The organism is Microbacterium sp. CFBP 8794 (assembly GCF_014841235.1).
In the GTDB taxonomy this organism is placed as follows: Bacteria; Actinomycetota; Actinomycetes; order Actinomycetales; family Microbacteriaceae; genus Microbacterium.
Genome location: NZ_JACYTT010000002.1, coordinates 607,915 through 633,863 on the forward strand (window position 1 = coordinate 607,915; position 25,949 = coordinate 633,863).

At 69.7% G+C, this 25,949-nt stretch carries 24 protein-coding genes and 1 tRNA gene; 16 read left to right on the forward strand and 9 right to left on the reverse strand.

Annotated elements, in window-relative coordinates; genetic code table 11:
- Nucleotides 1–6 precede the first annotated feature (6 nt).
- Nucleotides 7–1,260, reverse strand: coding sequence for a hypothetical protein (locus IFU19_RS06760; RefSeq protein ID WP_192013262.1), 1,254 nt, complete (start codon nt 1,258–1,260; stop codon nt 7–9).
- A 42-nt stretch (nt 1,261–1,302) separates the two neighbouring features.
- Between IFU19_RS06760 and IFU19_RS06765 the strand changes: the two genes are divergently transcribed.
- Nucleotides 1,303–2,385: a glycosyltransferase family 2 protein gene (locus IFU19_RS06765; RefSeq protein ID WP_192013263.1), complete on the forward strand. Its 1,083-nt coding sequence runs from the start codon at nt 1,303–1,305 to the stop codon at nt 2,383–2,385.
- A gap of 49 nt (nt 2,386–2,434) precedes the next feature.
- Here the strand turns inward: IFU19_RS06765 and IFU19_RS06770 are convergent, their stop codons facing one another.
- The 3 genes from IFU19_RS06770 to IFU19_RS06780 all read right to left on the reverse strand — a co-directional run bounded on the left by IFU19_RS06770 (nt 2,435) and on the right by IFU19_RS06780 (nt 6,823).
- Complete coding sequence (locus tag IFU19_RS06770) at nt 2,435–3,892, reverse strand: CDP-glycerol glycerophosphotransferase family protein (RefSeq protein WP_192013264.1); 1,458 nt, start codon at nt 3,890–3,892, stop codon at nt 2,435–2,437.
- Nucleotides 3,889–5,181, reverse strand: a complete 1,293-nt coding sequence (locus IFU19_RS06775; RefSeq protein ID WP_192013265.1) for a CDP-glycerol glycerophosphotransferase family protein — start codon at nt 5,179–5,181, stop codon at nt 3,889–3,891. The genes IFU19_RS06770 and IFU19_RS06775 overlap by 4 nt, the downstream gene beginning before the upstream one ends.
- 100 nt (nt 5,182–5,281) lie before the next feature.
- Nucleotides 5,282–6,823, reverse strand: a complete 1,542-nt coding sequence (locus tag IFU19_RS06780) for a trypsin-like peptidase domain-containing protein (RefSeq protein ID WP_192013266.1) — start codon at nt 6,821–6,823, stop codon at nt 5,282–5,284.
- A 277-nt stretch (nt 6,824–7,100) separates the two neighbouring features.
- Here IFU19_RS06780 and IFU19_RS06785 point away from each other — a divergent pair, with 277 nt between their 5' ends.
- A complete protein-coding gene (locus IFU19_RS06785) occupies nt 7,101–8,306 on the forward strand; it encodes an aminotransferase class I/II-fold pyridoxal phosphate-dependent enzyme (RefSeq protein WP_192013267.1) in 1,206 nt (401 codons plus the stop codon).
- Nucleotides 8,307–8,349: 43 nt separating this feature from the next.
- On the opposite strand, the gene IFU19_RS06790 is transcribed toward IFU19_RS06785, so the two are convergent.
- Complete coding sequence (locus IFU19_RS06790; RefSeq protein ID WP_192013268.1) at nt 8,350–9,156, reverse strand: carbon-nitrogen hydrolase family protein; 807 nt, start codon at nt 9,154–9,156, stop codon at nt 8,350–8,352.
- Nucleotides 9,149–9,649, reverse strand: coding sequence for a DUF6328 family protein (locus IFU19_RS06795; protein WP_342343381.1), 501 nt, complete (start codon nt 9,647–9,649; stop codon nt 9,149–9,151). Before IFU19_RS06795 ends, IFU19_RS06790 begins: the two co-directional genes overlap by 8 nt.
- An 83-nt stretch (nt 9,650–9,732) precedes the next feature.
- Here IFU19_RS06795 and IFU19_RS06800 point away from each other — a divergent pair.
- The 5 genes from IFU19_RS06800 (at nt 9,733) to IFU19_RS06820 (ending at nt 13,585) form a co-directional block, all read left to right on the forward strand.
- Nucleotides 9,733–9,809: transfer RNA gene (locus tag IFU19_RS06800), tRNA-Met, on the forward strand.
- A gap of 148 nt (nt 9,810–9,957) precedes the next feature.
- Nucleotides 9,958–10,866, forward strand: a complete 909-nt coding sequence (locus IFU19_RS06805; RefSeq protein WP_192013270.1) for an S-4TM family putative pore-forming effector — start codon at nt 9,958–9,960, stop codon at nt 10,864–10,866.
- Nucleotides 10,863–11,735 (forward strand): SMODS domain-containing nucleotidyltransferase, encoded by an 873-nt coding sequence (locus tag IFU19_RS06810; protein ID WP_192013271.1) that lies wholly within the window; start codon nt 10,863–10,865, stop codon nt 11,733–11,735. Before IFU19_RS06805 ends, IFU19_RS06810 begins: the two co-directional genes overlap by 4 nt.
- 36 nt (nt 11,736–11,771) lie before the next feature.
- Nucleotides 11,772–12,773 carry a DUF3644 domain-containing protein gene (locus tag IFU19_RS06815; RefSeq protein ID WP_192013272.1) on the forward strand — a complete coding sequence of 334 codons (1,002 nt, stop codon included), beginning with the start codon at nt 11,772–11,774 and terminating at the stop codon, nt 12,771–12,773.
- Entirely contained in the window at nt 12,770–13,585 is an 816-nt protein-coding gene (locus IFU19_RS06820; protein ID WP_342343382.1) for a GIY-YIG nuclease family protein, read from the forward strand. The genes IFU19_RS06815 and IFU19_RS06820 overlap by 4 nt, the downstream gene beginning before the upstream one ends.
- Before the next feature lie 10 nt (nt 13,586–13,595).
- Here IFU19_RS06820 and IFU19_RS06825 read toward each other — a convergent pair whose 3' ends face one another.
- On the reverse strand, nt 13,596–14,180 hold the full coding sequence (locus tag IFU19_RS06825; RefSeq protein ID WP_192013273.1) for a hypothetical protein: 585 nt from the start codon (nt 14,178–14,180) through the stop codon (nt 13,596–13,598).
- A gap of 203 nt (nt 14,181–14,383) precedes the next feature.
- On the opposite strand from IFU19_RS06825, the gene IFU19_RS06830 reads away from it, so the two are divergent.
- Both IFU19_RS06830 and IFU19_RS06835 read left to right on the forward strand, forming a co-directional pair.
- Nucleotides 14,384–15,304 carry an SMP-30/gluconolactonase/LRE family protein gene (locus tag IFU19_RS06830; RefSeq protein WP_055939669.1) on the forward strand — a complete coding sequence of 307 codons (921 nt, stop codon included), beginning with the start codon at nt 14,384–14,386 and terminating at the stop codon, nt 15,302–15,304.
- Nucleotides 15,301–15,960 carry an SUMF1/EgtB/PvdO family nonheme iron enzyme gene (locus tag IFU19_RS06835; protein WP_192013274.1) on the forward strand — a complete coding sequence of 220 codons (660 nt, stop codon included), beginning with the start codon at nt 15,301–15,303 and terminating at the stop codon, nt 15,958–15,960. Before IFU19_RS06830 ends, IFU19_RS06835 begins: the two co-directional genes overlap by 4 nt.
- On the opposite strand, the gene IFU19_RS06840 is transcribed toward IFU19_RS06835, so the two are convergent.
- Nucleotides 15,944–16,375, reverse strand: coding sequence for a MarR family winged helix-turn-helix transcriptional regulator (locus IFU19_RS06840; RefSeq protein ID WP_342343383.1), 432 nt, complete (start codon nt 16,373–16,375; stop codon nt 15,944–15,946). The genes IFU19_RS06835 and IFU19_RS06840 overlap by 17 nt on opposite strands.
- Before the next feature lie 109 nt (nt 16,376–16,484).
- Between IFU19_RS06840 and idi the strand changes: the two genes are divergently transcribed.
- Genes idi through IFU19_RS06875 form a run of 7 tightly spaced genes read left to right on the forward strand, consistent with a single transcriptional unit; the run spans nt 16,485 to nt 22,123 of the window.
- Nucleotides 16,485–17,036 (forward strand): isopentenyl-diphosphate Delta-isomerase, encoded by a 552-nt coding sequence (gene idi, locus IFU19_RS06845; protein ID WP_192013275.1) that lies wholly within the window; start codon nt 16,485–16,487, stop codon nt 17,034–17,036.
- On the forward strand, nt 17,033–18,100 hold the full coding sequence (locus IFU19_RS06850) for a polyprenyl synthetase family protein (protein WP_055836298.1): 1,068 nt from the start codon (nt 17,033–17,035) through the stop codon (nt 18,098–18,100). Before idi ends, IFU19_RS06850 begins: the two co-directional genes overlap by 4 nt.
- The gene (locus IFU19_RS06855) at nt 18,097–18,966 is read left to right on the forward strand and encodes a squalene/phytoene synthase family protein (protein WP_192013276.1); all 870 of its coding nucleotides are present in this window, start codon (nt 18,097–18,099) and stop codon (nt 18,964–18,966) included. Before IFU19_RS06850 ends, IFU19_RS06855 begins: the two co-directional genes overlap by 4 nt.
- Nucleotides 18,963–20,519: a phytoene desaturase family protein gene (gene crtI / locus IFU19_RS06860; RefSeq protein WP_192013277.1), complete on the forward strand. Its 1,557-nt coding sequence runs from the start codon at nt 18,963–18,965 to the stop codon at nt 20,517–20,519. Before IFU19_RS06855 ends, crtI begins: the two co-directional genes overlap by 4 nt.
- 1 nt (nt 20,520) lies before the next feature.
- Nucleotides 20,521–20,889: a lycopene cyclase domain-containing protein gene (locus IFU19_RS06865; protein WP_192013278.1), complete on the forward strand. Its 369-nt coding sequence runs from the start codon at nt 20,521–20,523 to the stop codon at nt 20,887–20,889.
- Nucleotides 20,886–21,233 carry a lycopene cyclase domain-containing protein gene (locus IFU19_RS06870; RefSeq protein WP_192013279.1) on the forward strand — a complete coding sequence of 116 codons (348 nt, stop codon included), beginning with the start codon at nt 20,886–20,888 and terminating at the stop codon, nt 21,231–21,233. The genes IFU19_RS06865 and IFU19_RS06870 overlap by 4 nt, the downstream gene beginning before the upstream one ends.
- On the forward strand, nt 21,230–22,123 hold the full coding sequence (locus tag IFU19_RS06875; RefSeq protein ID WP_192013280.1) for a prenyltransferase: 894 nt from the start codon (nt 21,230–21,232) through the stop codon (nt 22,121–22,123). The genes IFU19_RS06870 and IFU19_RS06875 overlap by 4 nt, the downstream gene beginning before the upstream one ends.
- Before the next feature lie 833 nt (nt 22,124–22,956).
- Here the strand turns inward: IFU19_RS06875 and IFU19_RS06880 are convergent.
- A complete protein-coding gene (locus IFU19_RS06880) occupies nt 22,957–25,914 on the reverse strand; it encodes a UPF0182 family protein (RefSeq protein ID WP_192013281.1) in 2,958 nt (985 codons plus the stop codon).
- Nucleotides 25,915–25,949 lie beyond the last annotated feature (35 nt).

The window sequence follows — 25,949 nt, forward strand, 5'->3', positions numbered from 1 at the left end:
GGAGCCTCAGTCCGAGGGCGGGGTGTCGTGGCGCGATTCTTCGCGCGCGTGCCAGGTGTCCCAGCGCGCCATGAGCTCCGCCACCGCCGCCTCGAACCGCTCCGTGGCCGATCCCGGCGTGCTGTCGCCGAAGTAGTGCCGCACCCAGTGCGCGAGACGCTCACCCGACGCGGGGTCGTCGAGCACGCGCTCGGCATGACCGACGATGTCGCCGGATGCCGCGGCATCCAGCCATTCACACGCCGACAGGTACCCGCCCTCGTCGACGACGGCCGCGGGGTCCACGGGCCGCGTGATGAGCAGGGGCTTGCCCACGGCGAGACGGTCGTAGACCATCGCCGAGATGTCGACCACCGCGAGGTCGGCCGCGGTGAGCTGCCAGCCCATCTCGGCGCCGGTGTCGTGCACGTGGCCCGCGCCGGGGTCGGCGCGGTTCGCGGCCTGAAGTGCCGCCGCGATGCGGGCGTTCGCCGCCCCGTACGCCGGATCGACGATTCCCGACCGCGGGTGCGGGCGGTAGATCACGCGATGACGTCCCGTCGCGAGCAGGGCCGCGACGAGGGACTCCCCGTGGGTGACGACCGAGCCGTACCGCGCCGAGGGCCGGTCGCCCTCCCATGTGGGGGCGTACAGCACCACGGTGCGCTCGTCGGGCGGGAACGGCGGCTCACCGCCGTAGTGGTCGGCCTGCGGGCGCCCGATCGAGAACGTGCGGCGGTCGAGGTCGTAGTCCCAGAGCTCCCGCGACAGCCGCTCGCGGGCCGCGTCTCCGGCGACGAAGGCGTAGTCGTACGCCGTCACCTGGTTCGTGGTCATGTACATCTTGTCGGACTCGCCGTGGTTGATGAACACGTGCCAGCGCCGCCCGTAGCGGAACATCTGGAAGTTGCGGGTGTTCTGGTTGACGTAGAACACCACGCGGATGTCCTGCTCGCTCAGCACCCGCTCGACGTCGGCGATCGTCGGCGCGTAAGCGACCGGCAGAGCATCGTCGCGCAGGAGCGCGTCGGCGCCGCGGATCGCCCGGCTGATGACGACGACCGGCCAGCGTTCGGCCAGGTGCTGCAGGGGCGCGTACCACTGCCGCATCTGGTACATGTTCGCGGCGCCGTCGGCGAAGTACACCGCCACGCGGAACCGCCCCTCGGGCAGGGGACCGCGGGCGTCGAGCGCCGCGCGCAGGTCGCGGCGCGCGCGTCGGGTGGCGAGGGCTTTGCGGAGCAGGCCCACAGCGAGCCGGGTGTCGCGGGCGAGGGGCATCGTTCCAGGGTACCGGCCAGCCTCTCGTGACAGGATCGACGGATGCCCCTTTCGACCCCCGGCGAAAGAGACGCGCCCGTTCCTCCCGACGATGCCGGCGTGAGCTTCGTCATGCCCGTGCTCAACGAGCAGCGGTACCTGCGTCGCGCCATCGCCTCCACCCTCGCGCAGGACGTCCCCGGACCCGTCGAGCTGGTCGTGGCCCTCGGCCCCTCCACCGACGGGACCGACGCCCTCGCTCGAGAACTGGCGGATGCCGACGACCGCATCGTGCTGATCGAGAACCCCGCCGCCGACATCCCCGTGGGGCTGAACCGGGCCATCCGCGCCAGCCGGTACCCGACCATCGTCCGCGTCGACGCCCACTCCGAACTCGCGCCGGGCTACGCGCGGCGAGCGCTGCGGACCCTCGCGCGGGTGCAGGCCGCGAACGTCGGCGGAGTGATGCGCGCCGACGGGCGCTCCCCCTTCCAGCGCGCCGTCGCCCGGGCCTACAACTCCCGCGTCGGCCTGGGCGGGGGTGCGTACCACGGCGGCACCGAGGAGGGCCCCGCCGAGTCGGCGTACCTCGGCGTCATGCGGCGCGCGGTGCTCGACGAGGTCGGATTGTTCGATGAGAGCATCCGCCGCGGCGAGGACTGGGAGCTGAACCTGCGCATCCGGCGCGCCGGGTACCGCGTCTGGTTCGACCCGCGGCTCGAAGCGGTCTACTGGCCGCGCGAGAGCTGGACGCGACTCGTGCGCCAGTTCCGTGCCACGGGGGCGTGGCGGGGCGAGCTCGTACGCCGCTACGGGCGTGGCAACTCCCTGCGGTACTTCGCTCCCCCGGCGCTGGTGGGCGCGGCGGCGGTCTCGGCGGCGACGGCCGGCGTGCAGCTCGGCCGCCGTCGGCGGGGGCGCTCCTGGGTGCTGCATCTGCCGGTCGCCGGGTACGCCCTGCTCATCGCCCTCGTCGCTCTCGGTCGGGGCGGCGGCCGCGGGTGGCGCGACAAGGCGTGGACGGCCGCCGTGCTGCCGTCGATGCACGTCTCGTGGGGGTGGGGGTTCGTCTGGGCGCTCGTGCGCGGTGCGCGCGACACCGTCGACACGTCGCGCCTGGACGGCCGGAACACGCCTCTGCCCTAGCCCTGCCCCGTTCGTCGAGGCGTCCGGTCGCGCACGTGAGGCGAGGGCATCAGGCGCGGTCGACGAAGCCCTGGTCGAGGATGCGCGCCACGACGCGTTCGGCGGCGTGCCCGTCGTCACGGGCGGTGAACTCGCGCTGCCAGCGCGCGTACCGCTCGGTGAAGACGTCGGGGTCGACCTCGGCCAGGGCTCGCTCCAACTCGTGCTGCGTGCGCACGACGGGCCCGGGTGCGGCGTCGAGAAGGTCGAAGTAGAACCCGCGCAGCTCGCCCCGGTAGTGCTCGAGGTCGGGCACGAGGAAGTACAGGGGTTTGCCCGTGACGCTGAAGTCGAACATCACCGAGGAGTAGTCGGTGATCAGTGCGTCGGCGACGGCGAGCAGGCGGCTGGTGTCGGGGTACCCGGTGACGTCGATGACCCGCGCCCCGTCGGCGTCTCGGCCCGGCTGCAGGGTGCGCGTGTGGCCGCGCACGAGCACCACGGCGTCGGCGGCGCGGGCGAGGGCCGCCGGGTCGACGAAGTCGACCATGGCCTCGCGGTCGTCGCGCCAGGTGGGGGCGTACAGCAGAACCCGTTCGTCGGGGCCGATGCCGAGGCGTCGACGCGTGAGAGCGCCGTCGTCGGTGCGCAGGGCGTCGTTGCGCGGGTAGCCCTCGATCCACACCGGTCGGCGCAGGAACGCGTAGGCGCGGGTGAGCACGCGCGCCGCGTACGGGCTCTGCGCGAGCAGCACGTTCCACCGGCGGCTCTCGCGCAGCACCGCGAGCGCACGACGCGGGTCGAACCCGGGCCGGTGCAGCGCAAGGCGCTTGAGGGGCGTGCCGTGCCAGGTCTGCAGCACGACCTGCCCGCGGCGGCGCACGAACCGGCGCCGCAGCCAGTCGTTGACCACGAGCAGGCGCGACACCCCTCGGGCACGCCACCACTCGGGGCTCCCCTCGACGACGGCGACGGCTCCGGCGGGCACGTCGACGGAGTGGTCGACGACGCTCCAGTAACGGGTCACCCCCGGTGCCACGCGGGCGAGCTCGCGGTCGATCGCGAGCGGGTTGCAGCCGGCGGTGCGGCCGTAGAAGCTCTCGAAGAACACGGCGTTCTCGAGCGGGTCGCGCTCGCGCGCGTATCGGCGCTCGAGAGCGGCCTGGCCCGCGGGCGTGCGGTCGGCGGGGTCACCGGGAGGACTGATGACGACCGTGCCGTCCGACAACGCCGCGCGGAGCCCCGGAAGGGCGACCTCCGGCAGGGTCGTCGCCGGAGGCGCGGCATCCGGAGCCCCGTCCGCGTCGATGCGCACGCGGTACCGGCCCGACGGCAGGGGCAGCGCCGATCCACCCCACCGCGCGGCCCGCAGCGGTATGACCGCGCGCCAGGTGCGCCCCCGTCCGTGCAGGCGCCCGGTCGATCGGACCCGCGCCCCGACCAGATCGACGGATGCCGGACGGGCACCCGTTCCGCTGAGCTCCAGCGCGGGAGTGCCGTCGTCGTCGAAGAACCGTGCCTCGGTCATCGCGTCGCCTTTCTCGTCGTCCGCCGGCGCGCGCCGCGCAGGATGCCGGTACCGGGTGTCGCGCCGCCGGCATCGAGGCGGTCGCGGATCAGGCGGTGCACGCGCTCGGCGTTCCGTCCGTCCCGGTGCGCATGCACGGTGGCGCTGCGGGCGACGGAGGCGGCCAGCGCCTCGGTCGGATCGTTCACGACGGCCTCGATGGCGGTGACCGCCGCACTCCACGTGCGGGCGGGAGCGTCGCCGGCGACGTCGGCATAGCGCCCGTACAGGCCGCGGCGGGCCGTGTACGCCTCGAGGTCGGGGGCGAAGAAGACCACCGGCAGGGGCACGAGGGCGGCGTCGAACGCGAGCGAGGAGTAATCGGTCACCAGCACGTCGAGACCGGGGAGCAGGGGCGTGACATCGGCGACGACGTCGCTGCCGAGCGGACGCACCCGGTCGGTGGGCCAGGGCGGTCGGTACTCCCCCGCGCCGAGGGGATGCGAGCGCACGAGCAGCACGCCGTCGTGGCGGTCGAGCACAGCGCGGATGGCCGCCCACTCGTCGGCCGTGGGAATCGCCGGATCGGGGTCGCCGTCTCGCCAGGTCGGGGCGTAGAGCACGACGGGCCGTTCTCCGAGCAGCGTGCCCGTGAGCGTCTGCAGCGCCGCGCGGGCACGGGCACGGCGCTCCGCCGCTTCGCCGGAAGACAGCACGTCGACGCGGGGCTCCCCCGTCACGGGAACCTGGGCGTCGGTCAGCGCGAACGCCGTCTCGAGGCGGCCCCGCACGAGATGCGAGGCGGCCGGCACCAGGTCGATTCGACGCGTGGTGCGCCGGTACAGCAGCCGCAGCACCGGACTCAGCACGCTCGGCAGCACGGGAGCGCGCGTAGTCTCGGCCGAGTCGAGGCCGATGCGCTTGAGCGGAATGCCGTGCCAGAGCTGCACGACGAACGCCCCGCCGACGGCGTAGCGCTGCACGTCGCCGAAGCCGTGCGTCACCACGATCACCCGGGCGCGCGCGGTGCGCCACAGACCGCGTGCCGAGTCGCGCCTGACCCACCGGATGCCGAGATCCCGGGCCGTCCGCGCCTGCCCGTCGTCGGCGACGACCCACGTCGTCTTCTCACCGTGGTCGGCGGCGACCCGGTGCAGGGCCAGAGCACCGTCGGCGACGCCGACCGCACTGCCGAAGACCCATTCGTCGCGGGACCGGGGCACGAGCAACGTCAGGAGCCGACCCGCGAGATACAGCGGAAGACGGCGGAGTTTCTGCGCGTTCCCCGCACCGAACGAGAAAGACGCCACCCCGCGAGCTTATCGCGGGGTGGCGTCCGTCACCTGGAGAAGAGGACCCGCGCCGGTCGTCCGGCGGCGGGCGACGGGCCGGCGACGGCCCGATCCGAGGTCAGTTCTGCATCGTGCCGAGGGTGACCTCGACGGTCTTCTCCTGACCGTTGCGGTTGTACGTCACCTCGGCCTGCGCGCCCGCGGCGAGCGCGCGCACCTGGGCGGTGAGGTCGATCGAGTTGGTGACGGGCACGCCGTCGAACGCTGTGATGACGTCGCCCTTCGTGAGGCCCGCGGCCTGGGCCGCACCGCCGCTGGTGGCCTCGGCCACGTACGCGCCGGTCGTGGTCGCTCCCTGGATCGACGCGGCATCCTGGACCGAGGCGCCCAAGAGGCCGTGGGTGGCGGAGCCGTTGTCGATGATCTCTTGCGAGATGCGCTTGGCGATGTCGGACGGGATCGAGAAGCCGACGCCGATGTTGCCCGACTGCGCACCCGACGACGAGCCGCCCGCGCTGGCGATGGCGACGTTGATGCCGATCAGCTTGCCCTCGTTGTCGACGAGTGCTCCGCCGGAGTTGCCCGGGTTGATGGCGGCGTCGGTCTGGATGACGGCGATCTTGATGGTCTGGGTCGCCTGCTGCGACTGCTGGCCCTGGCCGAAGTCGAAGCGGAACGGGCTCTCGCCTCCGGGCTCGGTGCCCTGGTCCTGCTCGGATCCGTCCTTCGGCGCGGCGGACGACGCGACCTGGATCGACCGGTTCAGCGCGCTGACGATTCCGGTGGTGACCGTGTTGGGCAGGCCCAGCGGGGCGCCGATGGCGGTGGTGGCGTCGCCGACGTTGAGCTTCGACGAGTCGGCCCACTCGATGGGCGTGAGGTTCGTCGCGTTCTCGAGCTTGATGACGGCCAGGTCGTACGTGGGGTCGGTGCCGACCACCGTGGCGGCGTACACGTGACCGTCGGAGGTGGTGACCGAGATCTTGGCGTCGCCGGTGGCCCCGTCGAGGGTGACGACGTGCGTGTTGGTGAGCACGTAGCCGTCGTCGCTCAGGATGACGCCCGAGCCGGTGCCGCCCGACGAGGTGCCGGTGGCGCTGATGGTGACGACGCTGGGGACGACCTTGGATGCCACGGCCGCGGTCTCGTTGACGTCGTCGGGGTCGTTGACGGTGACGGCCGTGGGGCCGGCGACGGTGGAGCTGTCGGATCCGCCCCACATGCTGAGGCCCGCGTAGGTGCCCCCGAGACCGGCGGCGCCGCCGACGAGGGCGGCGGCCACCACGAGGGCGGCGATGCGCGGCACGGAGCTCTTCTTGCGCGGCGTGGCGTGCGCGGCGTTCTCGGGCAGCACGAGGGCGGGGTGCGCGCTCGTCGCGGCGGGGCCGAAGGCCTGACCGGTGGGCGAGGTGGCGCCCGACGGGGCCGAGGCGTAGCCGTGGGTCGGCTGCGGCGCGGTCGGCTGCGGCGCGGCGCTTCCCGCAACGGGCGGCGGCCAGGCGGCGGCGGCCGCGGCGGGCGAGCGCGTCGGCTTCGGCGGCACGTTCGTCGCCTCGGCGCGCGGGGCCTCGGGCTGCGAGGGCGTGGGCGCGGCGGCGTCGCCCGCGGGGGTGGTGCTGTCGTCGTGACCGTCAGGACGGTTGTTCGTGGTGTCGCTCATGGGGTGCTCCTTCTTCCAGGCGCTTCAACGATGACCGCGCATCCTGTGGTCTACCTATGACGCGCGTGAGCCCTCTCTATGGGTGTAACAGCAGCCGCCCGCGGGGCATCCCCCGGTTGCGCATGGGGGCGCGACGTGCCGCCCCCTCTCGATCCGCCCGACGTCGGCCGTGCGGACCGGCGTGACTCCCGGCATCCGGGCGCCCTCGGTCGCCGGCATCGACCGGGGCTCCGCTACGGTGAAAGCCACCCGCCCCGTTCCCTCGGAGAGCCCCACCATGCAGCAGATCCCCGGCGCCTGGCAGCGCACCGCCCGCGGAGCGGGCCTCCTCTCGCCGGACGGCGGCGCCGTCCCCACGATCTTCGCCGAGATGAGCGCGCTCGCCGCCTCCACCGGTGCGCTCAACCTCGGACAGGGCTTCCCCGACGAAGACGGGCCCGAGCCCGTGCTCGAGGCGGCTCGCCGCGCCATCGCCGACGGGGTGAACCAGTACGCCCCCGGGCGGGGGTTCCCCGACCTGCTGGCCGCGGTGGCGGAGCACCAGCGGCGCTTCTACGGCATCGAGCTGGATCCGACGCGCGAGGTGCTCGTCACCGTCGGGGCCACCGAGGCGCTCGCCGCCACCCTGCTGGCTCTCGTCGACGGCCCCGACGACGAGGTCGTCGTCTTCGAGCCCTATTACGACTCGTACGCGGCGTGCGTCGCCCTCTCGGGTGCACGCCTCGTGCCGGTGCCGCTGCGCTGGCCCGACTTCCAGCCCGACCTCGAGCAGTTGGCGTCCGCCGTCACCGACCGCACGCGCGTGATCCTCGTCAACGATCCGCACAACCCCACCGGCACGGTCTTCTCGCGCGAGGTGCTCGACGAGATCGTGCGTCTCGCGCACCTGCACGACGCGATCATCGTCACCGACGAGGTGTACGAGCACCTCGTGTTCGGCGCACCCCACCTGCCGCTGGCGACCCTTCCCGGTGCCGCTGAGCGCACGCTGTCGATCTCGTCGGCCGGCAAGACGTTCTCGCTGACGGGGTGGAAGACGGGGTGGGTCACCGGTCCCGCCGCCCTCGTCTCGGCCGTGCTCGCGGTGAAGCAGTTCCTCACCTACGTCGGGGCGTCGCCCTTCCAGCCCGCGATCGCGGTGGGCCTGCGCCTGCCCGACGCGTTCTTCGCCTCGGTGGCGGCCGAGATGGCCGCCAAAGCCGCGCTGCTGGGCACGGGCCTGCGTGCCGCGGGGTTCGACGTGTCGACGCCGGGGGGTTCGTACTTCACGGTGGTGGATGCCGCCCCGCTCGGCGCCGTCGACGCCGACGCGTTCTGCCGTGAGCTCCCCGCTCGCGCCGGCGTCGTCGGCATCCCCCTCACCGCCTTCGTGTCGCCGCCGCATCGCGGGCAGTACGCCACCCTCGTGCGCTTCGCCGCCTGCAAGCGCGTCGAGGTCCTCACCGACGCGGCCGAGCGGCTCGCGGGGATGTCGCGCGGCTGACCGGTCGGGCGGTCGCCCAAGCACAGCACGCCGGCGACGACCGTCAGCGCGGCGTCACGCGGAATCGTCGGAGCGCGAGGGCCGGATTCACCCGGCGCACCCGGGCGATGGCATCCGGGTCGATGTGCGCGACGGCGACGTCGGTCGCCGTGCCCACCTGCGCGAGAGCGACGCCCTGGGGGTCGACGATTATCGAGTGCCCCACGCCGAGGGGCGGCGGGTGATCGGCCGCCGCGACGAAGAAGGTGTTCTCGATGGCCCGCGCCTGCACGAGGGTGCGCCAGTGGTGCTCCTTGAGCGGCCCCCGCACCCATTCGGCCGGTACCAGTGCGACCTCGACGCCGGCGTCGGCGAGCGTGCGCGCCACCTCGGGGAAGCGCAGGTCGTAGCAGGTCATCAGACCGAATCGCAGGCCGTGCGCGTCGAAGGTCTGCGGCGGCGCGATCTCACCCGGCTCGACCCAGTCCGACTCGCGCTGGCCGAAGGCGTCGTAGAGGTGCAGCTTGCGGTACACCGCGCGGATGCCGTCTGCCCCGACCGCCACGACGGTGTTGCGCACCCGTCGGCCGTCGTCGGCCCGCTCGAGCAGCCCCGCGACGATCACGACGTCGAGATCCGCCGCGAGCGCGGTGAGGGCCTGCACGAAGGGGCCGTCGAGGTCTTCGGCGTTCTCGGCGAGGGAGGCGTCGAAAGGGTCGACGAAGTAGCTGGAGTATTCGGGGAACACCACCACGCGTGCTCCGCGCCGGGTGGCCGTACGGGTGGCATCCGCGATGTGGGCGAGGTTCGCCTCGCGCGAGCCGGCGGGCGCGAATTGCGCCACGGCGATACCGACGGTCTCGTCACCCATCGTTGCTCTGCCTCCCCCGGCGCCGGACGGACACCGGCACCATGATCCACAGTACGAGGATCACGAGCCCGAGCACGACCCCGGCGGTCACGGCCGCCGCGAGACTCACGACCACATCGAACACGAAGACCACCACGCCCACCAGCAGCAGCGACACGAGCGCCAGGGCGCCCCGGAGGGCGTTGTGCCCGAATCGCACGAGCGACGGCTTGACCCGCAGGTGGAACACCGTGCGATGCAGAGCGACCGGGGCGAGCGCGACCACCGCACTCAGAGCGGCGAGGCAGATCAGCACCAGGTAGAACACGCGCTGCGTCGGCGACAGATCGTCGAACGACGCCTGGAAGGCGAGCGCGAGCAGGAACCCGGTGAGGATCTGCGTTCCCGTCTGAAGTACCCGCAGTTCTTGGAGGATCTCGTTCCAGTTGCGGTCGGCGCGCTGCGCGGGCGTTTCGGGGCGTCCGTCCGAGAAATCGTCGAAAGTGGTGCTCACCGGGCTATTCTCTCGCGACACTCCCGGGCGGCGTGCCCGGATTTGCCATGTCGTTCAATCGCGCGTAATGTCTTCTCTTGTGCCGCGGGGTGGAGCAGCTCGGTAGCTCGCTGGGCTCATAACCCAGAGGTCGTAGGTTCAAATCCTGCCCCCGCAACCAAAACCGGCTTATTCAAACCAATGGACTGAGTGAGTCGATTAGGAATCGAAGTAGGGCCTTCTGCAGAAATGCGGGAGGCCCTCTTCTCTTTTTCACCACGACAAGGCGATCGAGCAGTTGAAGCTGCTCTTCAACAGGCGAGGTCTCAATGACAGGCCAGGACTACACGCCGCCAACAAGCGCCTCGATCGCGACCCTGCAGAACGATGACGAAGCGCTGCGCTTCTTGCTCGCGCAACGCCGACTCTACACGCGCGCAAAACGGTGGCAGGGCGCGCGGTGGCTCGGCTTGCTCGTCCTCGGGGTTGCGGCGCCGTTCATCTCGATTCTCATACCAGGCGCCGCGGTCGCAGTCGGTGCAATCACCGGCATCTGGCTGTTTGTGGGACGCACGTTGCTTACCGCCGCTGAAGCTCGGACGATGACAAAGGCAGCGGCCGTCCAAGAGGAACTGGATCTCTATATCTTCCAGATGCCGGAAACGATCGAGCGCGCGTCGCGCCCGACCATCGAAGATATCGAGTTGCTAGTCCGCGATAAGCAGGGGCTTCGCGGTGCAGCACGGCGTGAGCGGCTCGTCGACTGGTATGACGTCGATCCGGGCCATCCTGGTGCAGAGACCGTCGCAATCGCGCAGCGCGCCAATGCCTCGTACACCGATCGACTTATCCGTACCGCGGTCACTGTCTGGGCAATCGTCACCGTGGTGTGGCTCACCATCTTGCTCACCTGGAGCGCACTCAGCGGCCTCGCCTTCGGCTTGATTCTCCTCGGTGTCCTCCTCCCCGTCCTGCCGGCCGTCCTCGACGTCGCTGACTACTTGCGCAGCACGTGGCGTGCGGCGCAGGACCGAGGCGACCTCGCTCGCACGATCGAATCGCGACTCGAGGACCCGGAGCCGATCATTGGGCAGGAGCTGATTTCTTGGCAGACCCAGCTTTACGATCTGCGACGCACAACTCCGCAGGTTCCGGACTGGTTGTACAAAATCACACGTAAGCGCAACGAGGCAGCGATGCACGCCGCCTCGAAACGACTCCGGAGAAAGAAGCAATGACGCTGACAACCGCACAAGCGTTCGCGAAGTTCCTCGAAGACATCACCGCGACCGAAAACCAGAAGTCAAGCTTCATACCGGCGCGCAAGAACTCGGTCGACAAGGACATGAAGGCAGCGTTCCCGTCGACGTCGGACATCCCCTACTCCAAGGGCATCCTGATGGGTTCGGCGTCCAAGAACACGATCATCCGGCCGCTCGATGACATCGACGTACTGGCGGTGTTCTCGAACGAGAAGCGTGCCTGGCAGGACAAGTACTGGAACGACTCTCAGGCGTTCATCTACCGAATCCGCCAGGCCTACGCAGGCACGAAGATTCAACAAGTTGGCACCCGCGGCCAAGCGATCCGGGTGTTCTACAAGACAGGCGGACACGTTGACGTCGCGCCGGTCTTCTATAAGGGCAACGACGTCTATCACCTGCCGGATGGCTCAGGCGGGTGGCTCTTGACTGCTCCGACCATCGCGAACAACTGGTATGCAGCCAAGAACAAGGCGCTGAACTATCACCTGAGCGCAGTGGTGAGGCTGGCGAAGGCCTGGAACCGCTCGCACTCGAAGCGGTTTCGTTCGTTTCACCTCGAGACTGTCGCCGCCTCAACGTTTAGCTCACTGGGAAGCAACTACCGAGATGCGCTCCAGAAGTTCTTCGAGTGGGCGCCGAACAGGTTGTACGTGAGCGACCCGGGCGGGTACAGCGGAGATCTGAGTTCGTACCTCACATCGGCCGGCCGCCAGAACCTCATCGATGCACTCAATGCAGCCGCGGACCGAGCGCGGAAAGCCAACGAAGCGGAGGCACGCGGTGACCATGCCGAGGCGAAGCGGCTTTGGCGGATCATCCTCGGGACGAGTTTCCCGAGCTAGTCAATCGTTCGCAGTCCGGCCCCGAGGAGTCCTTCGATGAGCGCACCGTACGTCTCGATCAAGCGGTTGGTCGATAACTCGCTCGCCGCGATGCTCGCGGCCGTCGAGGTCTACAACAAGCCGCAAATGACGTACCGCGATGAGGTGACGGTCATGCTGATCGTCAACGCGTGGGAGCTGGCGCTGAAGGCCACTCTGCGGCAGAAGAATCGATCGATCTTCTATCCGAAGAAGCGCGGCGAACGCTACCGGTCGATCGCGATCGACGACGCGCTCGGACGCGTTACTGCCAGCAAGCTCTGGCCGGCGGACATCGATGGGCCAGCCGTCGTGGCAAACGTCAAGGCACTCACCGAGTATCGGGATCGGGCAATCCATCTCTACAACGCGCAGGGCCTCGGCGCGGTCATCTACCCCTTCTTGCAGCAGAACATTCTGAACTATCGGGACTTCATGGTTGCCAAGTTCAAGAAGGACCTGGCCGATTCGATGACGTGGCAGCTGCTCCCCCTTGGTGCGACGGCGCCCGCGGATGCGGTGCAGTTCATGAAGGTCGACAAGAACGCCACGATGGTCGCCGAAGTCGAGGACTTCATCACCGAACTTCGCCATCTGATGGACGACGCCCAGGCAGCAGGCGGCGACATGGGACGCGTGGCCACGGTCTACGACATCCACATGCAGTCGCAGAAGAAGATGAGCAGCGCAGATCTCGTGGTTGCAGTTTCGCCCACTGCTGACGGCCAGATTGCGATCCGCAAGACTGACCCCAACCAGACGCACCCTTACAGTGCGACCAAGCTGCTCGAGAAGGTCAACGAGAAGCGAACCGGGCGCAAGCTGACGAGCCGTGATCACCAAGCTTTGTGCTGGCAGGATCAGCTCCGCGAGAACCCAAAGTACGCGTGGAAGCACACCATCGGTGCTTCGCACTCGTGGTCTGGGGAGACGGTCGCGTACATGGTCTCGCTGACCGACGAGCAGTACGACAGCGCCCGAAAGGGCTACAGCGCGAGCCTTCGCGGAGCTGCCAAGTGACCGGCCTGACGCTCGAACCGATCCTGCGCCATGCCGGGATCGACCTCGCGGATGCGCTCGTGATTCGTCACGCCTACGTCGAAGAGCACGAAGACAGCGGCCTCCGAGGTATACACGCGGATTCGACCGACGCAGAGATCCTCGCGTACACGAACAATCAGTCGGCGAGCAGCCGGAACTTCTCTGCCACACCCCCGCGCTTTTGGGTGGTGTTCGTGCGAGAGGGCGGCGATCGAGCACGACTGTGGTCTGTGATGGAGAACCGGGGCGAGGTGTCCAACGACGGCGTACGCCGCGTGTTCGATCTCGTCGAGTCCGACAGCATGGCCGACCTGCGGCGACGCTTGGTGATTGGCTGGCGGCTCCCGCGTCGCTGGTGGATGTACGGCGCTGCGGCGGCGAGTTATCCGGTGATGGAGATCGCCGACGCAGAGCCGATCCCCTTCCCGGGATTCGATCGTCTTGTCCTCGACTACTCGCGCCTTCAAGCTGTGATGCGCGACCACCGCTACGCGTCGTGGCGGACCGCACTTTCGTCGGTCGTTGGCATCTACCTCATCACCGACACCCGTGACGGCCGTCAGTACGTCGGAAAAGCGGATGGCGCTGAGAGCGTGAGGCAGCGATGGAATGTCTACGCGACGAACGGTCACGGCGGAAACGTCGAACTGCGCGGGCTCGATCCAGCCACCTTCCGCTACTCCCTCTTGCGCGTCTTCGACCCGTCGACACCGACGCCAGAGATCGACGCCGTCGAGAGTCATTTCAAGATCGCGCTCGACTCAAGACGGCACGGTCTCAACCGCAACTGAGCAACGAGGATCAGCGACCAGGGCGAGCGCGAGGGGCAACTCCTTCGGCGAGGAGGCAGCGCCGCACCGTCTCGGGACTCACCCTCAGCTTCGCTCCGATGCGAGCGAGTGATTCGCCATCGGTGTAGTTCCGGATGGCTTGCTTCACCTGCCCGGCGGAAAGAGGCTGCCTCCGGATGACCACGTTGTTGTCTCGCAGCATGTTGGTGATCGTGACCTTCGCCACCCCGAACTCGAGGGCGAGGGCTGTGCTTGGCTCGCCAGCTCGATAGCGCGCAATCACCTCTTCACGCTGCTCGCGGGTGAGCCGCGTCCACTTGCGTCGGTCGGTATTTCGTGGAGTCGCATCCGGTGAGGTGTTGCGGCTTGCTCGCCCCTGAAGGCCGGTGGTCGCCTTGATTCTCTGCATGTCTGCCGTTCCCACCCCTGTTGCGTAATTCGTGGAACAGAGGGAGATGAGGTCAACAAGAAGAAGGCCCTGGATCGTCAGATCCGGGGCCTTCTGCCTTTCGCGGCGATGCTCCGCGCGCGCCGTCAGCCCGCCCCCTCCCTCGCGGTCTCGTCGCTTGACTCGGGGTATGCGCACCACCACCACCGCTCCGCTCCTCGACGACGACGGCCGCGATGAGAGCAGCCCGCCGACGCTCCCCTTCGTGCACATGTGGACGGGGCTCGACGGACGGAGCCGCCTCGATGCTCATCCAGTTCGCCGCCTCACCCGGTGCTCCCACGCCGCACCCGTTCGGCTGAGCCGTCAACCCGGCCTCGCGATGCCGGGGCACCAGGTTGACTGGGGGCATGCTCCGCTTCTCCCTCGACGGCCAGGTCCTGCAGAACCCGCGGGAGCCGCAGCCCGTCGACGTCGCTCCCCCGCGGGTGTGGGACGACCGCCTCGCGTCGGTGTTGCCCGCGTCGTCGCGCCTGCTCTCGCTGTACGCCGACGCGACGTGGGCCGAGGGCCCGGTGTGGTGGCCCGCCGAGCAGTCGCTCGTCTTCAGCGACGTGATCGGTCGCCGCACGCTCGCGTGGCGCGAAGACGGCGCCATCGTGACCGTGCGTGATCGCTCGGAATTCGCCAACGGCAATGCCCTGGACGCCCAGGGGCGCCTCGTACAGGCCGAGCACGGCCGTCGCGCGATCAGCCGCACCGACGCCGAGGGCACGACGGTTCTGACCGACGCGTTCGAGGGCCGGCCGCTGAACAGCCCGAACGATCTCGTCGTGGCCTCCGACGGGGCGATCTGGTTCACCGATCCCACCTACGGCATCTCCGACCCCCGCGAGGGGTACCCCGCGGATCCGGCGATCGACCACCAGAGCGTGTACCGCTGGCGAGAGGGCGAGGCCCTGCAGCGCATGATCGACCTCGACCAGCCCAACGGCCTCGCCTTCAGCCGCGACGAGCGCACCCTTTACGTCGCCGAGTCACGCGCCGACGGCCTCCCCCGCGTCGTCGCATGCAGCTGGGACGGCGAGACGCTCGGCGCCCCGCGCACCTTCGCGACGGTGGATGCCGGCATCCCCGACGGTTTCGTCGTCGACAGCCGAGACTGGCTCTGGATCTCGAGCGAGGCGGGCGTCGTGATCGTCGACGACACCGGTCGGCGCCTCGGCGTCATCCCCACTCCTCACGTGGTGAGCAACTGCACGTTCGACGCCGACGAGAAGCGCCTGTTCATCACGGGCGACAGCGACCTGTGGATGGTGGAGCTCGCGTGAGCGACGTCGAGATGACCCGCATCCCCGCGGGCACCGTTCTGCGGGGCGACCAGCGAGGAGCCGAGCGTCGTGAGATCACCGTCGCGGACTTCGAGATCGGCGTGTACCCGATTACTGAGGAGCAGCTCGCCGAGCACCTCGGGGTGGCCGCACGGCATCCCCGGCGCCCTGCCGTCGAGGTGAGCTGGTTCCGCGCGATCCGCCTCTGCAACGCGCTGAGCGAGTGGGAGGGGCTCGACCCGGTCTATTCGTTCGACGGAGAGGTCGTCGACTGGGATGCCGAGGGCGACGGGTTCCGCCTGCCCACCGAAGACGAGTGGGAGTACGCGTGCCGTGCCGGGGCGACCGGATCGACCTACGGCCATATCCGCGAGATCGGATGGACGGCCGCCGATCGCCTGGGCTCTCCCGTCGACGTGGGCCTGCGTCTGCCCAACCTGCACGGCCTGTTCGACACGCTGGGCAACGTGTCGGAGTGGTGTTGGGACCGCTTCGACCCCGAGGGCGCGAGCGAGACCCGCACGTTCCGCGGCGGCGGCTGGGCCGACAGCGCCGCACAGGTGCGCGCGGCCACGCGGCGCGCCGGTCGTCCTCGCGACGCGTACGACGACGTCGGCGTGCGCGTGGCGCGCGGCGCCCTCAGTCGTCGGTCGTGATGGCCTCGGTGAGCGAACCCAGGAAGTCGTTGATCGTGGAGAGCTGGGCGTCGTCGTACCGCCCGGCGACCTCCCCCATGGCGCCCAGGTGAGCACCGAAGTGCTGGAAGAACTCCCGACGCGACTTGTCAGTCAGAACGACCACACGCGCGCGGCCGTCGGACGGGTGCGGTCGGCGCTCCAGGTGGCCGGACGCGACGAGGCGGTCGATGAGCTTCGTGGTCGACGCGGTCGAGATGCGCAGGTGCGTCGCGACGTCGTGCGGACTCACGCTCTGCCCCCGGTATTCGCGGATGGTCAGCATGCGCAGCGTCGCGAGATCGCTCGCGTTCATGTCCATGTCGCCCTTCATGCCGCTGTGCATGCGGTCAAGGGCGTCACTGAGGGTCTGAACCGCACGTAATGTGTCGGTCACAGCGGGTCGCGTACCAGACGCCGAAGCGGGTTTCCTCACGGTGGACACCCCCTTTCCGGCTGGGTATAGTCGCTGACATCGCTAGCTAAACTAGCAAACAGGAGGCACGATGAGCGAGACCGAGTATGTCGTCCTTCTCGATGACTTCGGCAACGAAATCGGCACCGCGCCCAAGGCGAGCGTGCACGACACCGATACCGCATTGCACCTGGCCTTCTCGTGCCACGTCGTCAACGCCGACGGTGAGGTGCTCGTCACCCGCCGGGCTCTGCACAAGAAGACGTGGCCGGGCGTGTGGACGAACTCCTTCTGCGGGCACCCGGGACCGGCCGAGCCCGTGGCGTCGGCGGTGCACCGCCGCGCGGAGTTCGAGGTCGGCCTCCCGCTGCGCGACCTCGAGGTGGCGCTGCCGCTCTTCCGCTACCGCGCCGTCGACGCCAGCGGCATCGTCGAGCATGAGATCTGCCCCGTCTACATCGCGCGCACCGACGCCGAGCCCCAGCCGAACCCCGACGAGGTCGCCGAGTACCGCTGGGTCGACCCCCTCGAGCTCGCCGCGTCGCTCGAGGCGACTCCCTGGGCGTTTAGCCCCTGGCTCGTCCTCCAGGCCCAGCAACTTCACCTCTTCGACTCCTCTCCCGCCGTGCGGCGCGCCTCATGATCGCGCTGTCGACGACTCCCGTCGCCCGTGAGGGCATCGACGCCGCGATCGAAGCGGCACTGGCCCGCCTCGACAGCCGCGTGGCCGATCTCGGAGACGGCGCCCGGGCGCTGGCATCCGCGATCCGTCGCGCCGCCGAGGGCGGAAAGCGCTTCCGCCCCCTGCTCGTCGTCGCCGCCTTCGACACGCTCGACGGCCCCGACATCGCGCGCCCCGCCCTGTTCGAGGTCGCCGCGGCCTTCGAGCTGCTGCACACGGCGTTCGTCGTGCACGACGACGTCATCGACCACGACACCGAGCGCCGCGGCGTCCCCAACGTCGGCGGCGAGTTCCGCCAGCGCGGATTGCGTCGGGGCGCAAATGCCGTGGGCGCGGCCCTACTCGGAGACGCCGCCGCGATCCTCGCCGGCGACCTGCTGCTGCACGAAGCCGGACGCCTGGTCGCCCTCGCCGAGATCCCCGCGCCGATCCGCGCCGAGTTGCTGCGCCTGATCGACGACGCCGTGCTCATCTCGGCGGCCGGCGAGCTGTCCGACGTCGAGAACGCCGTGTCGGGCGGTGAGGTCGACGCCGAGTCCATCCTGCGCACCACCCACGACAAGACCGCCGTGTACTCCTTCTCGGCCCCCCTCGAGGCGGGCGCCGTCATGGCGGGCGCCGACGCGCCGCTCCGACACGCGCTGTCGCGCTTCGGTCAGCGTCTGGGCCTGGGCTACCAGCTCGTCGACGACCTCATCGGTGCGTTCGGCACCTCTGCTGACGCGGGCAAGGACGAGGGCGGCGACCTCCGCGAGGCGAAGAAGACCCACCTCATCTCCCTGGCCCGCGAGAGCGAGAACTGGCCCGTCGTCAGCGAGGCCCTGGCGCACGCCCACACCGGCCCGGTGGCGGTGCGCGCCGCGCAGGTGGCGCTGTCGGCATCCGGTGCCCGCGCGCGACTCGAGGATCTCGTGCGCGAGACGCTCGACGAGGCTCGAGGCATCGCCGCCGCCTCCACGCTGCCGCCCGCGTGCCAGTCCATGCTGCTGAACCTCGTCGACGCCGTGCAGGGGCGCATGCCGTGAGCTCCGTCCCCACGGGTCTGGCGCTGTACTCCCAGACCGCCGACGACGCGGCCGCCGCCGTCATCAACCGGTACTCGACGTCGTTCGGCATCGCCACCCGGCTGCTGGGCTCGCGACCCCGCCCGCACGTGCGCAACATCTACGCCCTGGTGCGCGTCGCCGACGAGATCGTCGATGGTCCCGCTCACGACGCCGGCCTCACGCCCGAGCGGGAGCGCGCCGTTCTCGACGGTCTCGAGACCGAGGTGATGGAGGCCATCGTCACCGGCTTCAGCGCCAACCTCGTCGTGCACGCGTTCGCCCGGACCGCACGGGAATGCGGCATCGGAGCCGATCTCATCGCCCCGTTCTTCGCATCCATGCGCACCGACCTCGACACCGCCGCCCACGACGACCTGTCGCACGACGCCTACGTCTACGGCTCCGCCGAGGTCGTCGGACTGATGTGCCTGCAGGTGTTCCTCAACGCCGGCATGTCGGCGCCCGCCCGGCCCGCGCCCGACCTCGTCGACGGCGCGCGACGCCTCGGCGCCGCCTTCCAAGACGTCAACTTCCTGCGCGACCTCGCCGACGACGCCGACCGGCTCGGGCGCGACTACCTCGACGGCGCGGCCGACGACGAGCGCCGCATCACCGTGCTCGACCGCATCGACGCCGACCTGGCGGCGGCCGCCGCCGTCATCCCCACCCTCCCGCCCGACTGCCGCGCGGCGGTGACCACGGCGCACGACCTATTCGCCGAGCTGTCGCGTCGACTGCGCGCGTCTCCCGCCGGCGCCCCCCGCGTCCGCGTTCCCGACGGTGTCAAAGCCACCCTCGCCGCCCGCGCCCTCCTCGGGCGTCCCCCGAAAGGTTCACGCTCATGAGCGCCCAGCGCATCGTCGTCGTCGGAGGCGGGATCGCCGGACTCGGCACCGCCGCCCTGTTGGCCGACCGGGGTCACCACGTCCAGCTCTTCGAGGCCCGAGACGCCCTCGGCGGTCGAGCGGGATCGTGGGAGAGCGACGGCTTCCGCTTCGACACGGGCCCCAGCTGGTACCTCATGCCCGAGGTGTTCGACCACTTCTTCCGCCTGCTCGGCACGAGCGCGGCGGAGCAGCTCGACCTCGTGCGCCTCGACCCGGCGTACCGCGTCTACGGCCCTCCCGGAAAGGGCGAGCCCATCGACATCGTCTCGGGACGAGAAGCGGTGCGCGCCCTGTTCGAAGAGCACGAGCCGGGCTCCGGCGACAACATCGACGCCTACCTGAACTCCGCCAAGGACGCCTACGAGCTGTCGACCTCGAAGTTCCTGTACGACCCGTATTCGTCGACGAAGGGCCTGCGCGACCCCGCGCTGGTCAAGCGTCTGCCCACGCTCATCCCGCTGCTCACCCGCACGCTGTGGAAGCGCGTGACGACGGACTTCAAGAACACGCGACTGCAGCAGATCCTCGCCTACCCGGCGGTGTTCCTCGGCGGTTCCCCGTTCGAGGTGCCGAGCCTGTACCACCTCATGAGCCACCTCGACCTCGGCGACGGCGTGCTCTACCCCCGGGGCGGCATGACCGAGATCATCACGGCCATCGAGCGGCTCGCGCGTGAGCGCGGCGTGCAGATCGAGACCTCGTCGCCGGTGGATGCCATCATCACCGAGTCGGGTGTCGCGCGCGGCGTGCGTCTGGCCGACGGACGCGTCATCTCGGCGGATGCCGTGGTGTCGGGCGCCGACCTCCACCACACCGAGAACGACCTGCTCGAAGAGAAGGACCGTCAGTACCCCGAGAAGTGGTGGAAGGACAAGGTGCCCAGCCCCGGCGCCCTGCTGCTGCTGCTCGGGGTGAAGGGCGAGCTTCCGCAGCTCACCCACCACACCCTGCTGTTCACCGACGACTGGCACACCAACTTCGACGCGATCTTCGGCGAGAACAAGAAGATCCCCGACCCCGCCTCGATCTACATCTGCCGCCCCAGCGCCTCTGACGACTCCGTGGCACCCGAGGGACACGAGAACCTCTTCGTGCTCGTCCCCGTGCCCGCCGACCCCGTGAGCGGACGCGGAGGCGTCTCGGGAGCCGGCGACGAGCGGATCGAGAAGGCCGCGGACCGTGTCATCGCGCAGATCGCCGAGTGGACCGGCATCCCGGATCTGGCCGAGCGCGTGGTCGTCCGCCGCACGATCGCTCCCGAGGACTTCGCGAACGACCTGCACGCGTGGCACGGCAACTCGCTGGGACTCGCGCACACGCTGAACCAGAGCGCGATCTTCCGACCGAAGAACCGTTCCCGCAAGGTGCGCAACCTGTACTACGCGGGCACCTCGGTGCTTCCGGGGATCGGCCTGCCGATGTGCCTGATCTCGGCGGAGCTCGTGGTCAAGCGCCTGACGGGCGACACCTCCGCCGGTCCCCTCGCAGAGCCCGTGCACACGGCGGTCTGAGGTGCCGGGGATCTACCTGGGCGCGATCCTCTTCTCTTTTGCCGGCATGATCGCGATCGATCTGAAGTTCGGTCTGGCCCTGCGCGTCGCCCCGGCGCGCACCAGTGCCGCGGTATTGCTGTCGACGGCGTTCTTCCTCGTCTGGGACGTCGTCGGCATCGTCACCGGAGTGTTCGTCAAGGGCGAGAGCCCGCTGTTCATCGGGGTCACGCTCGCCCCTCACCTGCCCCTCGAGGAGGTCTTCTTCCTCTTGTTCCTCAGCTACCTGTCGATCGTGATGTTCGCGGTGTTCGAGCGGCGGGCGGCGCGGCGACGGGGGCTCGACGTCTCGGCGCGGCACCCCGCGGGGGCGCCTGGGGAGCGGCCGTGACGTACCCGCTGATCGTGTTGCCGTTCGTGATCGTCACGGTCCTCGTGACGCTGGCCACGCTCCGGCGTCCGCGTTTCGCCGAGCGCATGGTCTCGTCGGGGCTCACCGCCCTTGTACTCGTGGGTCTCACCCTCGTGTTCGACAACCTCATGATCGCCGTCGACCTGTTCTCGTACCCCGAGGAACACCTGAGCGGGCTGCGTCTCGGCCTCGCCCCGATCGAGGACTTCGCGTACCCGCTGTGCGCCGCGTTCCTCGTGCCCGCGGTGTACACCCTGCTCCCGTCGCGGTCTTCGTCGCCGCAGCCCTCACCCTCGCGTTCGTCGCGGAAGGACCCCGCATGACCACCCCCGCCGCCCTCACCCCCGCGCGCGTGCTGCGCGAGCTGTTCGTGTCCTCGCGGCCGGTGAGCTGGATCAACACCGCCTTCCCCTTCGCCGCGGCGTACCTGCTCACGACCCGGCAGATCGATGCCCCGCTCATCGCCGGCGCGATCTTCTTCCTCGTGCCGTACAACCTCGCGATGTACGGGGTGAACGACGTCTTCGACTACGAGTCCGACCTGCGCAACCCCCGCAAGGGCGGCACCCACGGCGCCGTGCTCGACAAGCGCATGCACCGCATCACACTGTGGGCCTCGGCGCAGTCGTGCGTGCCGTTCGTGGTGTATCTCGTCGCCATCGGATCGCCGCTGTCGTGGCTCGTGCTGGCCATCAGCCTGTTCTTCGTCGTGTTCTACTCCGCCCCTCCCCTGCGGCTGAAGGAGCGCCCGTTCGCCGACTCGATGACGAGCAGCATCCACTTCTTCTCGCCCGCCGTGTACGGCCTCGTGCTCGCCGGGGCGACGTGGACCTGGCAGCTCGTCGCCGTGCTCGTCGCCTTCGCGCTGTGGGGCATCGCGTCGCACGCCTTCGGCGCCGTGCAGGACGTCGAAGCCGACCGCGCCGCCGACATCTCGTCGATCGCCACGGCGCGCGGCGCCCGCTGGACCGTGCGCTTCGCCCTCGTCGCCTACGCCCTGGCCGGAGTCGCCATGCTGCTCACCGCGTGGCCGGGGCCGCTGGCCGCCGTGCTCATCATCCCGTACCTCGTCGTCTGCTGGCCGTACCGCAACGTCACCGATGCCGAGAGCGACCGCGCCACCGCCGGATGGAACCGCTTCCTCTGGCTCAACCAGATCGCCGGCTTCGGCACGACGATGCTCCTGATCTGGTGGTGGTTCCTGAGCGCCTGACGCGTCGCGGACGCCGCGCTCGGCCCGCGCGTCCGTCCGCGCGCGAACGGGTGCGGGGGTGGCGGCACCCCCACCGTTGAGTGTCCGAGACACGCCGTTGCGGCGCGGGGCAATGCGGCGTGTCGTGGACACTCGGCGGGGTGGGCAGGGCGGTGAGCGCGGCGCGGGGAGCGGTCAGCGTGGCGTCGCGGTCGGCAGCGCGGCTGTCACCGCGCATGAACGGGCCTGGGATGCCGGCACCCCACCGTTGAGTGTCCGAGACACGCCGTTGCGGGCCGGGGTGATGCGGCGTGTCTCGGACACTCGACGGGGTGGGCAGCGCGGGGAGCGCGGCGCGGTGAGCGTGGCGTCGCGACCGTCACCGCGCACGATCGGGCGCGGGATGCCGGCACCCCACCGTTGAGTGTCCGAGACACGCCGTTGCGGGCCGGGGTGATGCGGCGTGTCTCGGACACTCGACGGGGTGGGCAGCGCGGGGAGCGCGGCGCGGTGAGCGTGGCGTCGCGACCGTCACCGCGCACGGGCGGGCGCGGGATGCCGGCACTCCACCGTCGAGTGTCCGATACACGCCGTTGCGGGCCGAGGTAGCGCGGCGTGTCGTGGACACTCAACAGGGTGGGCGCCGCGGTGAGCGCGGCACGGTGAGCGCGGCGTCGCGGCCGTCACCGCACATGAACGGGCCCGGGATGCCAGCACCCCACCGTCGAGTGTCCAAGACGCGCCGTCCCGGCCCGGGGCGACACGGCGTGTCTTGGACACTCAACGGGGATCCGCGGCGGCAACGACGACGCCGGCGCCCCGCGTGAGCGGAGCGCCGGCGTCGGTGAGCGGAATCAGCCCGCGGGAGTGGCCTCGGGGGTCGGGGTCGCCGACGGGTCGAGCGACACCGTGCCGCCCTGGCCTTCGCTCTCGAGGTCGAGCAGGCGCTGGACGGCCGCGGTGAGGCGGGCGTCCTGCGTCGCGAAGGCCGCGAGGTCTCCGCTCGTCAACGCCGACTGACGCGCTTCGAGGGCGCTGCGTGCCTCGGCCAGCGCGGCCGCGTAGTCGCCGGCCGGGACCGTCGGGGTGGTGCCCCCGGTGTTCCCGGTGCCGTCGCCCTGGTCGGTCGGGGTGACCGTCTCGTCGCCGGTGTTGGCTCCGGAGTCGCCGCCGAACAGGGTGTCGAGCGCTTCGCTCAGGGTGTTCTCGAATGCGATCTTGTTACCGAACGCCACGAGGACTCGACGCAGCTGCGGAAGCTTGGTGTCACCCGACGACTGCACGAACACCGGCTGCACGTAGAGCAGACCGCCGCCGACCGGAAGGGTCAGCAGGTTGCCGTTGAGCACCTGCGACTGTCCCTGTTTCAGGATGTTGATCTGCGACGACACGTTGGTGTCCGAGTCGAACGTGTTCTGCACCTGTCCGGGTCCGGGCACCGTGGTCGACGAGTCGATCACCAGCATGCGCAATCGTCCGTAGTCGTCGCGCTTCGTGCCCTTCTGATCGCCCGCGTTCGAGTCGACGGCGAGGTATCCCGTCAACACGTTTCGAGCCTGCCCGCCCTGCGAGGCCGGGATGAAGCTGGTGAACATCGAGTACGACGGGTCGTCCTGGCTCGGCATCTTCATCGTCAGGTAGTACGGCGGCTGGAAGGCGGCCGGGTCCTGCGGGTCGTTCGGCGTCGTCCACCGGTTGTCCTGCTGGAAGAAGGAGCGCGCGTCGTCGACGTGGTAGACGCCGAGCATCGAGCGCTGCACCTTCATGAGGTCGGTGGGATACCGCACGTGGCTCATGAGATCGGCGGACATGTCGGTCCACGGCTTGATCGTCGTGGGGTAGATGTTCTGCCACGCCTTGAGCAGCGGGTCCTCGTCATCCCAGGCGTAGAGGCTCACGGAACCGTCGTACGCGTCGACCGTGGCCTTCACCGAGTTGCGGATGTAGTTGATGTCATCCAGCGCGTAGGTGGGGGCCGGGTTGTTCGAGTCCGCGATGGCCTGCGACAGCGACACGCCCGACGAGTACGGGTAGTTCGCGCTCGTGGTGTACCCGTCGATGACCCACTTGATGCGTCCGTCGACGACCGTGGGGTACGGGTCGCTGTCGAGCGTCAGGTAGGGCGCGAGCTTTTGCACGCGCTCCTTCGGGTTGCGGTCGTACAGGATCTGCGACTCGGAGTTGACGTAGTCCGAGAACAGGATCTGCTCGGACTGGAACTTCAGCGCGTAGATGAGCCGGTTGAACACGTTGCCGACGCTCGGTCCGCCGTCGCCGGCGAAGGTCGTGCGCGTCTCGCTGCCCCCGTCGGCACCCAACGGGTAGTCGAGCTCGATCTGCTCGCCGCCCTCTTCTCCACCCACGATCGAGTACGCCGGCGACTGCTCGCCGAAGTACACGCGCGGCTCGTACTTGAGGTCGGTGAGGAAGCCGGTGCCGGGGATGGCCTGCTCGAGGAAGACCGGATCGCCGTCGGCGGTGCGCTCGTTGCCCGCCGCCGCCACCATGCCGTAGCCGTGGGTGTAGACGAGGGTCGTGTTCTGCCACGACGCGGCGTCGCCCAGCTGACCGATGTTCAGCTCGCGCAGCGACACGACGGTGTCCTGCGTCTGACCGTCGATCGTGTAGCGGTCTACGTCGAGAGGGGTGTTGAACTGGTAGTACGCGCGGTACTGCTCGAGCTGACGCACGGTGGGGCCGATGATCGCGGGGTCCATGATGCGCAGCTGCGCGGTGGACTCGGCGTCGTTGCGCAACTGGCCCGCCTGGGCCTGCGTCTCGGCCTGGAAGTTCTCTTTCTCGACACCGTCGATGCCGTACGCGGCCTTCGTCCCGTCGAGGTTGCGTTGGTAGTACTGGCTCTCGAGGGCGAGCTCGTTCGGGCGCACCTGGAAGGTGTTCACCGCCCACGGGATCGCGGCACCGACGACGATCGCCGAGACGACCAGCAGCGCGGTGGCGATGAGCGGGTAGCGCCATCGGCCGATGAAAGCCGTGACGAAGAACGCCGCCGCGACGATGACCGCCGCGATCGCCAGGATCGTCTGTCCGGGGATGACGGCGTTGGCACCGACGTAACCCGGTCCGGTGATGCGCTCCGACGGCTCGACGAGCGTGCGGAAGCGGTCGAGCCAGAGGCTCGCACCCTGCAGCAACAGGTAGACACCGGCGAGGATCGCGAGCTGGATGCGCGCGGCCTTCGAGATGCGCAGTTCGCGCTGACCGACCCGCACCGAGCCGTAGAGGTACGACACCACGGCGGTGAGCAGCAGGCTGACGAGCACGACGGCCGAGGCGAAGCCGAGCGCGGCCGCGTAGAACGGCATCCCGAACAGGTAGAAGCCGGTGTCGAGGCCGAACTGGGGGTCGGTGACTGAGGTGGCGACCCCGTTGAACCACAGCCAGGTGGTCTCCCACTGGGCGGATGCCGCGAAGCCTGCGAAGAAGCCGAAGAAGATCGGGATGCCCCACATCGCCAGGCGGCGCAGCGGCTCGACGACCTCCTGGTAGCGGTCGAGCTGCGAGCTCAGACGCGCGTAGACGGGGCGGAGTCGGTAAGCGAGCTGGATGACGCCCCACACAGGCACCGCCATCGCGAGGAAGCCCACGACGAACATCACGGTGCGCCCGATCCACTGGGTGGTCAGCACCTCCGTGAAGCCGAGCTGGGCGAACCACAGCCAATCGGAGTACAGGTTCGCGAAGACGAAGAAGGCGACGAGGAGAGCTGCGATCACCGCCAGGGTGATCGAGATGATCCGTCGTGAGCGGTTCGGGGGCGTGGCCTGGTTCGGCGCTGAGGTCGTGGTCACTCCCCCATCCTAGGCGCGCCCTTCTCGGGGTACGC

What these genes read in the sequence shown, in the direction of transcription:
- IFU19_RS06785 (WP_192013267.1), top strand. Translation starts at nt 7,101, where the DNA reads ATGCAGCAGATCCCCGGCGCCTGGCAGCGCACCGCCCGCGGAGCGGGC.
- IFU19_RS06805 (WP_192013270.1), top strand. Translation starts at nt 9,958, where the DNA reads ATGACAGGCCAGGACTACACGCCGCCAACAAGCGCCTCGATCGCGACC.
- IFU19_RS06760 (WP_192013262.1), bottom strand. Translation starts at nt 1,260, where the DNA reads ATGCCCCTCGCCCGCGACACCCGGCTCGCTGTGGGCCTGCTCCGCAAA.
- IFU19_RS06815 (WP_192013272.1), top strand. Translation starts at nt 11,772, where the DNA reads ATGAGCGCACCGTACGTCTCGATCAAGCGGTTGGTCGATAACTCGCTC.
- crtI (WP_192013277.1), top strand. Translation starts at nt 18,963, where the DNA reads ATGAGCGCCCAGCGCATCGTCGTCGTCGGAGGCGGGATCGCCGGACTC.
- IFU19_RS06770 (WP_192013264.1), bottom strand. Translation starts at nt 3,892, where the DNA reads ATGACCGAGGCACGGTTCTTCGACGACGACGGCACTCCCGCGCTGGAG.
- IFU19_RS06875 (WP_192013280.1), top strand. Translation starts at nt 21,230, where the DNA reads ATGACCACCCCCGCCGCCCTCACCCCCGCGCGCGTGCTGCGCGAGCTG.
- IFU19_RS06810 (WP_192013271.1), top strand. Translation starts at nt 10,863, where the DNA reads ATGACGCTGACAACCGCACAAGCGTTCGCGAAGTTCCTCGAAGACATC.
- IFU19_RS06765 (WP_192013263.1), top strand. Translation starts at nt 1,303, where the DNA reads ATGCCCCTTTCGACCCCCGGCGAAAGAGACGCGCCCGTTCCTCCCGAC.
- IFU19_RS06850 (WP_055836298.1), top strand. Translation starts at nt 17,033, where the DNA reads ATGATCGCGCTGTCGACGACTCCCGTCGCCCGTGAGGGCATCGACGCC.
- idi (WP_192013275.1), top strand. Translation starts at nt 16,485, where the DNA reads ATGAGCGAGACCGAGTATGTCGTCCTTCTCGATGACTTCGGCAACGAA.
- IFU19_RS06780 (WP_192013266.1), bottom strand. Translation starts at nt 6,823, where the DNA reads ATGAGCGACACCACGAACAACCGTCCTGACGGTCACGACGACAGCACC.
- IFU19_RS06830 (WP_055939669.1), top strand. Translation starts at nt 14,384, where the DNA reads ATGCTCCGCTTCTCCCTCGACGGCCAGGTCCTGCAGAACCCGCGGGAG.
- IFU19_RS06790 (WP_192013268.1), bottom strand. Translation starts at nt 9,156, where the DNA reads ATGGGTGACGAGACCGTCGGTATCGCCGTGGCGCAATTCGCGCCCGCC.